Annotated in this window: 11 protein-coding genes; 6 read left to right on the forward strand and 5 right to left on the reverse strand. The window is 43.7% G+C overall.

Annotation, left to right across the window (positions count from 1 at the left end):
• Window positions 1-63: 63 nt before the first annotated feature.
• On the forward strand, window positions 64-2808 hold the full coding sequence (locus tag FK220_RS17235) for a putative LPS assembly protein LptD (protein ID WP_152575603.1): 2745 nt from the start codon (window positions 64-66) through the stop codon (window positions 2806-2808).
• Between the two features lie 82 nt (window positions 2809-2890).
• Window positions 2891-3271, forward strand: coding sequence for a RidA family protein (locus FK220_RS17240; RefSeq protein ID WP_152575604.1), 381 nt, complete (start codon window positions 2891-2893; stop codon window positions 3269-3271).
• A gap of 80 nt (window positions 3272-3351) precedes the next feature.
• On the opposite strand, the gene FK220_RS17245 is transcribed toward FK220_RS17240, so the two are convergent.
• The 4 genes from FK220_RS17245 to FK220_RS17260 form a co-directional block, all read right to left on the reverse strand.
• Complete coding sequence (locus FK220_RS17245) at window positions 3352-4203, reverse strand: N-acetylglucosamine kinase (RefSeq protein WP_152575605.1); 852 nt, start codon at window positions 4201-4203, stop codon at window positions 3352-3354.
• A gap of 85 nt (window positions 4204-4288) precedes the next feature.
• Window positions 4289-5290: a type I glyceraldehyde-3-phosphate dehydrogenase gene (gene gap, locus FK220_RS17250; RefSeq protein WP_152575606.1), complete on the reverse strand. Its 1002-nt coding sequence runs from the start codon at window positions 5288-5290 to the stop codon at window positions 4289-4291.
• 24 nt (window positions 5291-5314) lie between these two features.
• The gene (gene pfkA / locus FK220_RS17255) at window positions 5315-6301 is read right to left on the reverse strand and encodes a 6-phosphofructokinase (protein WP_152575607.1); all 987 of its coding nucleotides are present in this window, start codon (window positions 6299-6301) and stop codon (window positions 5315-5317) included.
• 300 nt (window positions 6302-6601) lie between these two features.
• On the reverse strand, window positions 6602-11065 hold the full coding sequence (locus tag FK220_RS17260) for a translocation/assembly module TamB domain-containing protein (RefSeq protein WP_238719089.1): 4464 nt from the start codon (window positions 11063-11065) through the stop codon (window positions 6602-6604).
• Window positions 11066-11122: 57 nt separating this feature from the next.
• Here FK220_RS17260 and tsaD point away from each other — a divergent pair, with 57 nt between their 5' ends.
• A complete protein-coding gene (gene tsaD, locus FK220_RS17265) occupies window positions 11123-12145 on the forward strand; it encodes a tRNA (adenosine(37)-N6)-threonylcarbamoyltransferase complex transferase subunit TsaD (RefSeq protein WP_152575608.1) in 1023 nt (340 codons plus the stop codon).
• A gap of 87 nt (window positions 12146-12232) precedes the next feature.
• Window positions 12233-12940, forward strand: a complete 708-nt coding sequence (locus FK220_RS17270; protein ID WP_152575609.1) for a 16S rRNA (uracil(1498)-N(3))-methyltransferase — start codon at window positions 12233-12235, stop codon at window positions 12938-12940.
• A 57-nt stretch (window positions 12941-12997) separates the two neighbouring features.
• Here FK220_RS17270 and FK220_RS17275 read toward each other — a convergent pair whose 3' ends face one another.
• On the reverse strand, window positions 12998-13786 hold the full coding sequence (locus FK220_RS17275) for a DUF1223 domain-containing protein (RefSeq protein ID WP_152575610.1): 789 nt from the start codon (window positions 13784-13786) through the stop codon (window positions 12998-13000).
• A 45-nt stretch (window positions 13787-13831) separates the two neighbouring features.
• Between FK220_RS17275 and FK220_RS17280 the strand changes: the two genes are divergently transcribed.
• Together FK220_RS17280 and FK220_RS17285 are read left to right on the forward strand one after the other, a co-directional pair.
• Window positions 13832-14482, forward strand: coding sequence for a DUF4159 domain-containing protein (locus tag FK220_RS17280; protein ID WP_152575611.1), 651 nt, complete (start codon window positions 13832-13834; stop codon window positions 14480-14482).
• Window positions 14483-14497: 15 nt separating this feature from the next.
• Window positions 14498-15598, forward strand: coding sequence for an AI-2E family transporter (locus FK220_RS17285; protein ID WP_152575612.1), 1101 nt, complete (start codon window positions 14498-14500; stop codon window positions 15596-15598).
• The last annotated feature ends 7 nt before the right edge of the window (window positions 15599-15605 follow it).

Consider the following 15605-nt stretch of genomic DNA (forward strand, 5'->3'; position numbering starts at 1 on the left):
AGTTTGACCCCAAATCACCATCGCCAAGGGTCGCCAAACGGTACAAAAATAGGATATATAGCCTTGCAATCAAATAAACATCATTTACTTTTCCTATTCCTACTTTTGATCGGTACGCTCACCGTGTCCTCCCAAGAAGACGGAATCGTAACCATGCCCATCAAGGCGGAGAAGGATACGATCGTTGCCCCACTCTTTCCGATCTCAGCTATAAGGGACAGTACGGTAACCGATTCTACGCGTATCGATTCCCTTAATAAAAAGCAAAGTATTCTCCTCGACAAAATTAAGTACAAAGCGAAGGATTATGTTAGACTGAGTCAGAAAGATCAAAAGATATATCTGTACAACGAGGCCGAAATCTACTATCAGGACACTGAACTTAAGGCGGGCATTATTGTTATGGATTATGTTAACAACGAGGTCTACGCGGGTCGTTTAAAGGATTCGTTGGGCAACTATTCCCAGTTACCTTTTTTTAAACAAGGTTCGCAAGAGGTACGGCCCGATTCGATACGGTTCAACTTTGATACCCAGAAGGCGTTGATCTGGAACTCGAGAACCGAACAGCAGGCCGATGCGGGGCCACTAGGTGGTAGCGAAATGATGAAGGTATATGCCGAAATTACCAAAAAGGAAAACGATTCGGTGTATTTTTTGAGCGAGGGAAAACTCACAACCTCGCAAGATACGATCAACCCTGATTACTATATACGGGTAAGAAAGGCCAAATTTGTGCCCAAAAAGAAAGTAATAGCCGGTTATAGCAATCTGTACATTGCCGATGTGCCAACGCCTATTGCCTTGCCATTTGCCTATTTTCCGTTAACCGTGGGGCGTACCGCCGGACTAATGATGCCCAGTTTTGGAAACGACCCCAATAGGGGGTATTTTCTACAGAACGGAGGGTATTACCTGCCTTTTGGCGAATATGCCGACCTTACATTAACCGGTGATTTTTATACCAATGGCAGTTACGGTTTTCGTGGCCAATCGGTATATGCGAAACGGTATAAGTATCGAGGGAACGTCAACTTTCGATTCGAAAATTTAGTGACCAGCCAACGAGGTTTTAGCGACTATTCCCGTACTACCATCTATAATATTCAGATATCACATTCCCAAGATACGAAGGCAAGTCCAAATTCCCGGTTCTCGGCATCGGTAAACTTGGGAAGCAGTTCGTACTATCAAAACTCCCTGAACCAATTGAATACGGGCAGTCGATTAAACAACACTTTGAACTCATCTATCTCCTACTCAAAAACCTTTCCCGAATACCCTTCGGTAAATATGAGTCTTACGATGACGCACTCCCAAAACACCACCGCTCCGGAAGGAACGGATAACATACAGATGACCTTGCCCACCTTACAGGCCAGTATGGAACGTATTTTTCCCTTCGCCAAAAGGGATGGAATCAAAAAAGGAGCCATACAAAACATCAATTTCCAGTACGATGTGAATGCCCAGAACAGGCTCACCACGAACGACGACGATTTCTTAACGGGACGTATGTTCGATAATGCCTTGGTGGGTGCCAGACACCGGGTACCAATCAGTACGAATTTTAAGATCGCGAAATTTTTTAGCGTAACCATGGGAGGAACATATGAAGATATTTGGGCCCTGGAGACCTACGGAAGAAGTTACCAACCCGGTGAGGACGGTGCCAGGGGTTCGGTGGTCATCGATACCATGCAAGGTTTCGACCGGTTTAACAAATACGGGCTGAGTACGAGCATCGGGACCACGCTCTACGGGACATTCTTGTTCGGTGAAGACAAGAAAATACAGGCAATTCGTCATGTGATGCGACCATCGATAAGCTACGGGTACACGCCCTCTTTCGAACAGTTTTTCGACGAATACGTCAACACGGACACAGACGAAATCGTTCAATACACCCGGTTCCAAGGGACCTTGAACGGTGCACCGAGTTTGGGAAAGTCGAGCAGTGTGGGCTTCTCGTTGGCCAATACTTTTGAAGCAAAGGTGAGGGACAAGGATTCCACCAAACTCGAGCCAAAGAAAATACCCCTTTTGTCGAACCTCAATCTCAGCACCGCCTATAATTTTGAGGCAGATTCCCTTAATTTAAGCCCCATTAATATCAACGGAGGAACGACGATTACGGTGTTAGACCAGAATATGAGCATTAATTTTGGTGCCGCACTGGATGCCTATGCCTTGGACAATAATGGAAGACGAATCAACACATTCAATATTGACAACGGAGGTAGCCTTTTTAGGCTTACCCGTGCCAATTTAAATATTGGATACAACATAAGCAACAAAACCTTTGCCAGAAAAGAAGGGGAAGAAGAGGATGAAGAAGAAGTAGACCCCTATGATTATGTGGCGCAGAGCGGCGGCCGTGATGACGATTTATTCGGAAGTCCCGAAAGCCTGTACGGAGACCAAGGTGGATTTAAGGATAGGGACTCGGAAGATGTTGAAAATCCTGTTTATGGGACCAAGATACCTTGGGATTTTCGCTTGGCGTACGCCGCCACCTACTCAAACCCGGCCCGACAGAATGAGTTTAGCGCACATTCCCTGATGGTCTCGGGAAACATATCCCTGTCTCCCAGATGGAGAATCGGCGGTAACTCGGGCTATGACTTTAAAAATAAGGGTGTTGTGAATACCAATCTGCGAATCGAAAGGGACCTGAAAAGCTTCACCATGCGATTTAACTGGACCCCGTTCGGACGCTTTAGGCAATGGAACTTTTTTATCGGGATAAAGGCCAGCATTCTTAAAGATCTTAAATGGGAGAATCGAAGCCAACCTTTTAGACAATAGTATACAGGTAGGGTGTTTGAAAAAATAAATACGTAGAGATGTCGGTCTTGCTAAAAAAGAACCAAAAAATAATCGTTAACCAATGAAAAAAATCATCAATACCCCAAATGCCCCGGCCCCGATCGGCCCTTACAATCAAGCAGTGCTAACAGGAAACACCCTGTATATTTCCGGGCAGATTCCAATGGATGCCAAAACAGGGGATTTAATACAGGGAGACATTAAAAAAGAAACCCGGCAATCCATGGAGAACCTTAAGGCCATACTCACCGAGGCGGGCGCAAGTTTTTCCGACGTGGTAAAGGCCACTATTTTCGTCAAGGATATGCACCAGTTCGCCCAAATCAATGAAGTGTACGGAGCTTATTTCGACTCAGCGACAGCCCCGGCAAGGGAAACGGTGGAAGTAGCGAATCTTCCCAAATTCGTCAATGTGGAAATCTCCATGATAGCCGTACTCTGACTATACATTCAAAAGAATGAAGCAGCTGGGATGAACGCCTTAGAAAACCGTGCAGTGTGAGCTAGGGTTTTCGGCAACTTTTATAAATTGGCTTTGTGAAATTCCACTAGCCCTTCGATCGGCCGCTGGCGGATAACACCCACTATCAAATCGTTTCGTTCGAGTACGGTAGTCAGTTCTTCCCTGAGGTAGTATGCGATACTCCCCACGAAGTTGATCGGTACCTTGGTCGCAAGTTCGAACTGCATAATATAGTTGTTCACAAATTGCTGAAACCCCTTATCGATGACACCCTTGCAGTAGGGATGATCTTTGTTCTCTATGAGAAAACGGGCAAAAGTGGCCAAATAGGTATTCGGATTGGGTTGTTTATACAGATTTTCCTTGATAACATCCGCGTCCAAATTATACCCCTTGGCAAACTTCATCCCCAAATCTTGCGGCATTTTATGAAAATAGTAATCACGAATCAATTTTCGACCGAAAAAATTACCGCTGCCATCATCCATGGGAATATAACCCAAGGAAGTTACTTTCTGAAATAGCTGATGTCCATCATAATAGCTGCAGTTAGACCCCGTTCCTAAAATACAGACAATACCCTGATGGCCGATTTTGGTCGTGGCAAAGATAGCGGCATAGGTATCTTCCTTCACTTCGGATTGGGCGTTGGGGAAAAAGTCCTTGAAAATATTCTTCAGAAATCGTTTCATTCGATCGGTACCACAACCCGCTCCATAAAAATAGAGCCGTGACACCTTTTCCCTATTTTTAGAAATCTCAAAATTATTGGCCAAGCGGTCTTCAATGACCTCCCGGGTCAACACCTCCGGACTCAGCCCCAGGGTCTGGGTTAAAAATAACTGTTCTCCCTTTTCGTCCAAGGCTATCCAATCCGATTTGGTCGCGCCACTATCCACTATCAATATCATAATCCAACTATTTAAAAAAAGAATCCCGAAAATAAGCAAAAAAGCGCCTATTTTCAGGAAAATCTTTTTGGTGACCCCTACAATTTTATAAGCTGTTCACATACTGCGCCAAATCTACCAACTTGTGTGAGTAACCGGCTTCATTGTCATACCATGATATGATCTTAAAGAATTTGGAATTCAATTCGATTCCTGCACCCGCATCAAAAATACTGGTTCGAGGGTCTCCTATAAAATCCTGTGAGACCACTGCCTCCTCGGTATATCCCAAAATACCCTTCAACTCCCCTTCAGAGGCTGCCTTGAAGGTTTTTTTTATGTCTTCATAGGAGGTTTCTTTTTCGAGACGAACTGTCAAATCAACCACGGAGACGTCAGCAGTGGGCACCCTAAAGGCCATTCCCGTTAGTTTACCGACCAATTCAGGGATTACCTTCGTAACGGCCTTCGCAGCACCAGTCGATGCCGGAATGATGTTGAGCATGGCACTTCTGCCGCCTCTCCAATCTTTCTTGGAGGGACCATCCACGGTCATCTGCGTGGCCGTAGTGGCATGAACCGTGGTCATCAAAGCCTCTTCGATTCCGTAAGCATCATTCAGCACTTTTGCCAAAGGAGCCAGACAGTTAGTAGTACAGGAGGCGTTGGAAACGATGGTATCGGATGCCTTTACCTCTTTGTGATTTACACCCATTACAAACATTGGGGCATCTTTTGAAGGTGCTGAAATTACCACTTTCTTCGCACCTCCGTCTATGTGGTATTGTGCCATTTCCAGCGTCGTAAAAATACCGGTACATTCTGCAACGATATCGGCCCCGACGGCATCCCACGCCAAATTTTTGGGGTCACGTTCCGCAGTAATTCGTACCGTCTTCCCGTTGACTACCAAGTGACCGTCCTGTACTTCCACCGTACCATCGAAATGACCATGTACCGAGTCGTATTTCAATAAATATGCCAGATGGTTCACATCCAAAAGATCGTTGATCGCTACCACATCTACATCATCTCTTCGTACCGTAGAGCGAAAAACCATTCTACCAATTCTTCCAAAACCATTGATTCCTATGTTCAATTTTGACATCTTCTTTCGTTTTTAGATTTATTATTATGTTGTCATTATTTCCGAAACCCTTATGAGTTCCTTATCAATTTTTGTATGCCCTTTGATTGCCTTGTTGATGGGGGTAAGGATAAGTCTGTTATCCTGTACTCCGACCATTAGGTTGGTCTTGCCCTCTAACAAGGATTCAACCGCTTTGACCCCCATCCTACTGGCCAGCACCCTATCGTAACAAGAGGGTGATCCACCTCGTTGCATATGGCCTAAAACAGAAACTCGAACATCATAAATGGGAAGATGTTCCTCTACGTATTCCTTTAATTCAAATACATTTTTACCCGTTTTGTCCCCTTCGGCAACGATAACAATACTCGATGATTTTCCAGATTTTTTACTGCGTTTCAATGATTCGAGCAGCCTATCCAACCCTAAGTTTTCCTCAGGTATCAAAATTTCCTCGGCTCCGGCACCCACACCGGCATTCAGTGCGATGTGCCCGACATCCCTTCCCATGACCTCGATAAAAAATAATCGGTTATGGGAGCTTGCCGTATCCCGAATTTTGTCGATGGCATCTACCACCGTATTCAAAGCGGTATCAAAACCTAGGGTAAAGGTAGTGCCAAAAATATCATTATCGATAGTGCCTGGAATACCAATCACGGGAAAATTGAACTCTTGGTTAAAGATCATCGCCCCGGTGAAACTCCCGTCCCCACCAATGACCACAAAAGCATCTATGCCCGCGTTTAACAATTGCTCATGGGCCCTTTTTCTACCTTCATACGTACGAAAGTCGTCGCATCTTGCCGATTTTAGTATCGTACCCCCCTTGTTGATAATGTTGTTGACGCTTCGGGCATCCATCGGTTTGAAATCACCTTCGATCATACCTTGGTAACCCCTATAAATAGCGACGCAATCAACCTTTAAATAAGCGCAGGTGCGAACAACCGATCGTATCGCCGCGTTCATACCGGGAGAATCGCCTCCAGAGGTGAAAACTCCAATTTTTTTTATCGCTGACCCCATCAAAAAAATGTAAGCTGCAATATTAGCAAACTTATTTCAAATTATGAATTGTAAACGCCCTAATTTTAGCAATGTCCCAGCATACCCAAAAACCCAACAATCAATAATCCATGTGGTCGTAAAACGAATAACATTATAAATGTAAAAATTTGTATTTCAGAAGTTTATGTGCAGTACATATGAAATATGATTTCAGCTTCTATTAGCACTTTTGATCAAAAACCGACATCGAAAACGTTTGCGAACAAAAGCCATCTCCCAACGGCAAAAAAATAACGATCGGGTTCGTTTTTGTTATAGTCATTTTAATCCTTTTGTCTTAGGAAGTATTCGAATGAGACTGTCATTTCCCATGACGGTCGCCTGGGTGGGTTCGGGTTTTGGCGGTTCTTCCTCTTGGGGTTCCTCCCTTTTCTTTCCAACGACTTTTCTGAAAAGCTCTTTAAAACTGTCAAAATCTACCTCGTAGGAAAGTCCTATACCCTGAGTAGAACCGATACGTTCTGCCAAAAACTCTTGAATTTCGCTCTCACGACTAAAAAACTTTGCACTAATGGTTCCTTCTTCGTTCAACAACAATTGAATCTCAAAATCCCCTGCTACCACAGTGGTACCCGCGGCGCCCACCGGCACCCCGACCTTCCCATTGAATAAAAGTCGGTCACTTATCCTAGACGATACCGTAACCCCCAGCCTGTCCTCTGCCCTTGTATCGGTCAATACATCACCTTGCACATAGGAAACCCCAAAATTGAACTTATCGTTATCACCGCTCAGTAGGGAATTGAAAAGCCCCGAAGCTGATTGCAGCAAATTTCCCGTGACCGTTTGTTGATTGATTCCTCCCTGTTGGCTTGCAAAGGAACCTTGGGCCAATAGGAATATCGCATTTCGTTCTTCCACCGTTGGATCCTGCAGACTGTATTCCAGTTCTGACTGAATAATGGAGTTGGCCCCGGGAAATTCGATATTGAAATCGATTCCTGGGTTTTGCAATTCTTCGGTCAATTTGATGACGACGTCTACAGGAATCTGTCTTGTATAATTACCGCCCACCAATAAGGGCGAGGGATTCGCCTGTAGACTATAAACGGCTTCCATATCCAACTGGGCGCCTAAGGGCTCTCCCAACCAATTGATAGTTCCACCCGGCTTTACTTGAAAGGTTTTGTTCACCACACCGCCGAACCGATAGTTGTACTCTCCCGTTACAACCACAAAGTCTCCCCACATTTGGAAGTCGCCCAAAGTATTGATCCGCATCAACAAGGGTCCCTCACCAGTCCCTGTCAACGTACTGCCCGTCTCCGTATCCGTCACGATCTGGACCTCCGCGTCAGGGGTGATATCCAAATCGAATTCAAGCTCCAGCCCCTGTACATCTTCCAAGGTACGCTTCACCTCGATATCCCCGATTGTATTTTTGTCAATAAAATTTATAAAGGAATAATCGCCCACACTGGCCACATCGCTTAAAGGTATCTTTAGCGACGTACCCCTGGCCGTTTCACCTTTTACATCGATATTCAAAGCCTGGGTCGGCCCGTAAATGCGCCCGGTACCTTTCAAAAACCCGGTACCGTAATACAAAGCCTCTTCCTCAAAGGGAGTATTGAGAATCAACAGTCGATCATTGTTGGTATTCACGTTGAGATCCAAGGTCCAATTCGAGAAGTAGCTATGGGAAATGGTACCGTCTAAAGTGGCCCTGGTGCGTTCGGCAACGTCGGTGATGGCAATTCGATCGAAATCGAAGGTCTGATCAATGAGATTCACTCTTGAATTGGGAGCAAAACTGTAATCAACGTTCAAATAAGGAATGGCTATTCCGGCATTGTCCAAGGTAAGTATTCCGCTAAATTCAGGATTGTCGACCCGACCCTTGATTCTGGCATTTCCACTTAGGTCACCGCGTATATTATCGATAACCCCTTCCCCAAGTGGATTAAAAGGTTCCAAATCAAAGTCATTGAAATTTACCAGAAGATCTGCCGTCGGCATATCGCCCGTATTGCGAATATTACCGACTACACCCATTTTCTCGAATCCCTTATCCGTAATCTGTGAATTGACCACAAAATCGGTAAGATCCCGGTTTCCCGCAATACTTACTGCAAGGTCTCCCATGCGCATTTCGTTGATTGAAAAATCAGCCACGTTAAGATTGGAGGAAGGCAGGTAAACACCATCTTTCTGGAATACATTCAGTGTCCCGTTTACCTCCCCTTCCAAACGCAAACTATCGATAGCGGGTGTGATTTTCTCCAGGGAAACGATCTTAAATTCCAACTGAAGGTCCTTAAAGGTCGAGTCGGCCAATTGTCCCCGAAGCCTTATCTGCTCCTGTTCATTGTTGTTCATCACGATCTCTTGGATGCTCAGGCTATCCAAATTTCGGTTGATGATCACTTTGTTCTGGTTATTGTTGTCCTTGTTGAGTATCCATTCGTTCCCCTTAAAGCTGACATCCGATTTTTTCAAGCCAATGACCGATTTGTTGGCCTTGTTGAAAGTATGGTAGAAGTTAAGGTTGTACACATCATTGTACTCACTGCCTCCATTGAATTCAGCACGAAAGAACAAGGTATCTTTCAAGGTGGTATTAATGATATTAAAATCCTTTACATCGTAGTAGGGGTTCGATAAATCGCCCACCGCCACAAAAGTATTGAACAGCGGGTTCTTATTGTCGATTTGAACATCGATATTGTCAGCTTTGGAGCCATACGCTTCAATGCTTGGGGATTTGAAAGTAAGCTTAAAATCCCCTTCATCGGCTATGATATTTCCTCTTATAAAGGTATTGGGATCAAACCGGACTTCGGGAAAAAAAACACCCACAATTTTATTGTATATCTTAAAATTAAAGGCCAAGGTCTGACCACCGGAAATCTCAAACGGACGGTAATTCGTATAAATACTCCCTAATGAATTCTGTACGAGCCTCCCCAACTCCTTCACTTTGAAATTACCCCGTAAAAAACCTGTTATAATATCCGGTGAATTGATATTGATGACTCTGGTGGAATCGTTCTCAAATCGGGAGGAAATCTCGAAATCCTCAAAGTAATAGGTGTCGTTCTTGTTCTGGAAATTGGTTTTGGTGAATTTGATGTCACCTATAAGATTATCGAGGGTATTGCCGATAACATCCATATTCACATTACCCTTGAAAATCGATACACTATCGTTGATAAAGTTCAGTTTTTTAAGGTCGGCATAGTCTACTGCCGCGATAAAATTAAAGTTGTTTTGGTCAGCCCCAAAATCTGCCAACCCCTTAAAATTAAACTGTAGGTTTTCATCGTTGCTGACCAAACTTCCGTCGAACAACTGTTCCTTTAGTATTCCCGAGACCTTGAGATTATTATATTCATAATCATTGAAAACAATCGAGTATACCTCCCCTATCACTTCGGTATTCAGGCTCTTTGTTAGAAAGCTTTTCCCTTCCACATTAAAATCAAGGGTAGTTTTTCCCAAACGCTTGTTTTCAGCAAAATCGCCCAAATCAAAGTCTATCAACGAAACGAAGCCTTTGTAGGCCGCCTCATCGATATTGTTGATATTGGTAAGCTCCATATCGGCGTAACTACTACCGATAGCGGTATTTACGTTAATCTTGGCGTTGATGGAAGTTTCGGTCACCAAGGCATCTCCCCGAATCGTAAATTGTCCCAATTTCCTGAATATGGAAGGAGGTAACGATTTCCCCAAAATATTCGGCATCAATGCGTTTAATTGATAGTAACTGGAGGTGACGTTTTTCATTTTTGCCTGCATTGAAAAAGGCTGGCTTTTTACAAAGAGGTTCTTGAAATTGAAATCGCCCCGTATGCCGGTGTTATCGGACTGGAGAAAAAGATTCTCCAAATTTAAATCGTTCAAAACGCCGTTAAAGTCGGAAGAAAACGAAACTTCCTTGCCCTTTCCGAACTGGTCGTACAATAAGTTCACCTCATCGAAGGCAACTTTCGATTCATTAAAACTAGCGTCAACTTTAACTTTATTCAGAAAATCAGCAAAGTCTTTTCGCTCGTAATTAAAGATGAGACCACCATTCAATACCGAACCGGGTGTCTGAATGGCCAGGGAATCAAAACGCATTTGTTGTTTGGTATACTTGAAATCGGTCATTAAATTTTCGACACGGATACCGCGACTGCTATTAAACGACATTGCATCGATGCCCGTGGTTACCTCAGGACCTAAAATTTGAAAGTCCGAAGCTTTGATACTCAAATCCTTAAAGTTGAGAGTTTCGGGTCGCTCTAAATTTTCATCGATTAATTTGAACGTACTTTTTGCTACGTTTAATTTCGCCGAGGAGAAAAAGAAAGGAGGTGTTCCCGGCTTTCTAGGTTTTCCATCGTCCAACTTGTCGATGAATACTTCCAAATTGGTGCCGGTACTGTCTTTGTAGGTCTTCAATTTAAAATCGAGTTCTTCTACATCAATATCCCCAAACTCCAGTTTACCATTGACCAAATTACGTACACTTAGGATAGAAGTAGTCAATTCATTCACATAGAACAAGGTATCTTGTCTAAAATCCTCAATGTATACTCCCTTTAGCGCAGTATCCCATGAAATAAGCGAAACACGAAGTCTATCGATGTTGATATTGGTCCCGAACTCCTTATTGATCGATTTTGTCGCATATTGGGCCAATTGAGTCTGTACTATTGGCAAGGAGAGTACTAAAGTCCCTAAAACACAGATGAGCAAAATCACCAGAAGTGTTCGAATCAATATTTTTTTCAATTTTTTGATAGGGCGGTATGTTTTACCTTTGAGCTTTCAATTTTTATTCCAAAACGGGTGAAAAACGAAACTATTTACATTCTTGCCATAGAATCTTCCTGTGATGATACTTCAGCAGCTGTTCTCAAGGACAGAAAGGTGTTGAGCAATATCGTTTCAACCCAAAAAATTCATGAGGAATACGGAGGTGTTGTACCGGAATTGGCCTCTCGGGCACACCAGCAGAACATCGTTCCCGTAGTTCACCAAGCCTTGGCTACCGCAAATATCGACAAAAAACTAGTATCGGCCATAGCTTTTACAAGAGGTCCGGGGCTCATGGGATCTTTGTTGGTAGGCACCTCATTCGCCAAGTCGCTTTCCCTCGGACTAGGGATTCCGTTAATCGAGGTGAATCACATGCAGGCGCACATATTGGCCCATTTCATCGAGGATGGCAAAAGCACACCGCCCTCATTTCCTTTTTTGGCCATGACCATCAGTGGCGGGCACACCCAAATCGTGCAGGTAAATGATTATTTCGATATGGAAATATTGGGGCAGACGTTGGACGATGCCGTGGGGGAAGCGTTTGACAAAAGCGCCAAATTAATGGGCCTCCCCTATCCGGGGGGACCTTTGGTGGACAAATATGCCCAATTGGGCAACCCTTTGGCATTTGATTTTCCAAGACCCAAAGTAGAAGGGTTGAATTTTAGTTTCAGTGGCCTAAAGACCAGCATTTTATACTTCATACAGCGGGAGACCAAGAAAAATCCTAATTTTATCAAAGAGCATTTGAACGACCTATGCGCCTCTATACAACATACGATCATTGCCATTTTAATGGATAAGTTGGAAAAAGCCGTAAAACAAACCGGGATTAAGGAAGTTGCCATCGGCGGGGGGGTATCGGCCAATTCGGGTATACGGAGCACATTGGAAAAAATGGAAATTACCATGGGCTGGCGCACCTATATACCAAAATTTGAATATTGCACCGACAATGCCGCTATGATCGGTATCGTGGGGTATTTGAAATATAAAAAGAGTGAATTTTCCAATCAACGCATCAGCGCAAAGGCCCGATACTACCTGTAGACCAATAATCGTTAAATGCGACTGGTAGGAAAACGAAATTAGTATGATGACACTAGCGGATACTAGAAAACCCCTAAATTTCTAACGATGCAATTATTTTACAGTGCCGATATTGATGACGATGCCCCGGAATTTACTTTTGGTCCCGAGGAAAGCAAACACATCGTACGCGTGCTCCGAAAGAAAGAAGGAGACCGGTTGTATATCACCAACGGAAGGGGATGGTTGTTCGATGTCAAAATCATAGAAGCAAATGGCAAGAAATGCAAAGTCGAAATCGCTTCTACAGAAAAGCGGCATCGCCCTATGCATTCCCTACACATGGCCGTTGCACCTACAAAAACGGGCGAACGCTACGAATGGTTTTTGGAAAAGGCTACCGAAATCGGTGTTGATGAGATAACCCCTATCATTTGTGAACGTTCGGAACGGAAAACGGTTAAACCCGAAAGACTTGAAAAGATAATCCAGTCGGCCATGAAACAAAGTCTTCGTACCTATCTCCCCAAGTTGAACGAAGCAACGACTTTTGAAGAATTTCTTGAACAACCGCATCACGGATTGCTGTTTATTGCCCATTGTGAAGAGGAGGAGCGGCTGGAGCTGAAAAGACGTGTTGCACCGGATAAGGACTTAACCATTCTCATTGGGCCCGAGGGCGATTTTTCACGTCGAGAAATACAACTGGCCTACGAAAAGGGGTTTCTACCCGTTTCTTTGGGGAAAAGCCGTTTACGAACCGAGACCGCAGCAGTGGTGGCTTGTACTATGGTCAATATGATAAACAACGGCTAGATAGGAAACGGCTGCAGCTACCAAAACACCAACGAAATTAGGTCAAAATCGGCAGTATCAAATTTTTAAATCGATTTGAGCCGCTGCGGTGATATCTTTTTCTTCATTTTCTACCAAAACTACCAAGAATATCTTCTCGTTCTTCTGAACGATCCGGGGCAATTTTATAAAAGCGGTTCCGACGGGTCGTGCAAGCTGTGATAGCCGCTCGTGAACTACGATATTACTGTTCGTGACGCGCCGATTGCGGTTTTCTCCCCGTTTTACCTCGGTAATACGTTGATCAAGAACGATGACCGCCCGTACTTTTTTATTTTCAAAGGGGCCTTTAACTTCGTAGCAATAGCTAATCCGTCCGTCTTTCGTCCGAACATCGGTAATCGTTATCGCATTGGTTGTTTTTTCATTCCGGAAAGTTTCAAGGACCCAATTCATTTTTGAAACATCCGAACCTACAAAGTGCTCCTTACCGTTCACCACAATTTCCGGAGTGTAGTTGCCGTGATAACCGAGCTTTCTGTTGTAGTCGCTTTGTCTCAGGGTATGCTCGGCCTTACTGAATGGATCGTTCCATCCTATATAGTTCCAATAATCGATATGGTAGGAGAGGGTGAAGACACGGTCAGGGTTTTCGTGCTTCACTTTTTGCAACAAAATATCGGCGGCCGGGCAGCTCGAACACCCCTGTGAGGTAAAAAGTTCCAGGACTACAAAGGGATCATATAAAGTCTCTTCCGCTTCGGACTGTACCACGATTGAAGACCCATAGGAATCCCAGCTGTTTTTGAAGGCCAAGGTGGCCAATACGGTGAGAACAAATGTCCCAACGATACCCTTTTTGAACATGATTATTAGTATTTTTGAAAATGTACCTGCTTAGTACGGTAGACTATGAAACAGCTTACAATCGTCTTTTTGCTTTTTGTTTATTTCAACACTTTTGACCTACTGGCTCAAGAAATTGCAATCTTGAAATATAATGGTGGTGGTGATTGGTATTCAAACCCGACCGCACTACCCAATCTCATACGGTTTTGCAATGCCAATATCGGAACTCAAATCGATGAAAACACAGAGAATGTCGCTGTTGGAAGCAGTACTATCTTTCAATATCCTTTTTTGCACATGACAGGCCATGGGAACGTCGTTTTTAGCGAAGAGGAGGCCAAAAACCTCCGTACATATCTATTATCCGGAGGTTTTTTGCACATCGATGATAATTACGGCATGGAACCCTATCTTAGAAAAGAACTGCCAAAAGTATTTCCGGACAAGGAATTGGTTGAGATTGGAGCTGACCACCCGATTTTTAAACAGGAGTTCAACTTTCCGGATGGACTGCCGAAAATACATGAGCACGATGGTAAGCGGCCGCAAGCACTTGGCCTGTTTCATGAAAATCGAATGGTACTGCTATTTACCTATGAAAGTGATTTAGGTGATGGCTGGGAAGATCCGGCCGTACATAACGATTCGGAAGAGGTGCGCGAAAAAGCGCTTAAAATGGGAGCCAACATTATCTCCTATGTGTTCAAAAACTAACCAAATTTCATCAAAATGACCGCACAAACCATTTCTAAGGGCATCCTTAGGGCCCTAGGCATTATAGTGGGCATCGCATTGGTGCTTTATTTTCTATATAAAATTCAATCCGTCCTTGCTTACTTGGCAATTGCAGCGGTCATCGCCTTGATCGGAAGACCCGTGGTACTTTTTTTAAGACGAAAACTCAAATTCCCCAACACCTTGGCAGTAATATGTACCATGCTATTAATGGTCGGGGTCCTAGCGGGAATTATTGCTCTCTTCGTGCCGCTTATTTCAGAACAGGGCAAAAATCTATCGCTTTTGAACATCGATGCATTGCAAAAGAACTTAGATCAGCTTTACCGGCAAATTACGGAATATATAGGGGCCTCACCCAGGGTGGTAACCGAGCTGATACAGGAAACGGAAATCGAAAAGAATATTTTGGAAGGCCTCGACATCGGATTTATTCCAAACTTTCTCAACTCTTTTCTAGATATTTTAAGCTCGGCAAGCATCGGTTTATTCTCGGTCCTGTTTATTTCATTTTTTTTCCTAAAGGATAGCAAATTGTTTCAAAATGGCCTCTTAATGTTTGTCCCCAATAACAAAGAGGCCGGTACGGTAAAGTCTATCGACAAAATCAATAATCTGTTGTCGCGATACTTTGTAGGGCTATTGCTACAGATATTTGTATTGTTCGTTATATATACCATCACCTTATTGATTGTTGGCGTGGAAAATGCTATTGTAATCGCTTTTCTTTGCGCCCTTTTCAATATCATCCCCTATGTTGGCCCGATCATTGGTGGGGTTATCATGATTATCTTAACAATGACCAGTTTTCTGGGAATGGATTTTAGCTCGGTAATCCTGCCGAAAGCGGGATACGTTTTGATTGGTTTGGCCATCGGCCAGATAGTCGATAATTTTGCCTCCCAACCGCTGATTTTTTCCAGTAGTGTAAAGTCGCACCCACTTGAAATCTTTTTGATAATCATCATTGCCGGATTGCTTTTTGGAGTCGTGGGAATGATTGTCGCGGTACCAGGATATACCGCGATCAAGGTAATTTTAAAAGAATTTCTAGCAGAAAACAAGTTGGTGAAATCCCTGACCCAAAATTTATAGTATTACT

Origin of the sequence: Pelagihabitans pacificus (genome assembly GCF_009371985.2) — a bacterium.
In the GTDB taxonomy this organism is placed as follows: Bacteria; Bacteroidota; Bacteroidia; order Flavobacteriales; family Flavobacteriaceae; genus Pelagihabitans; species Pelagihabitans pacificus.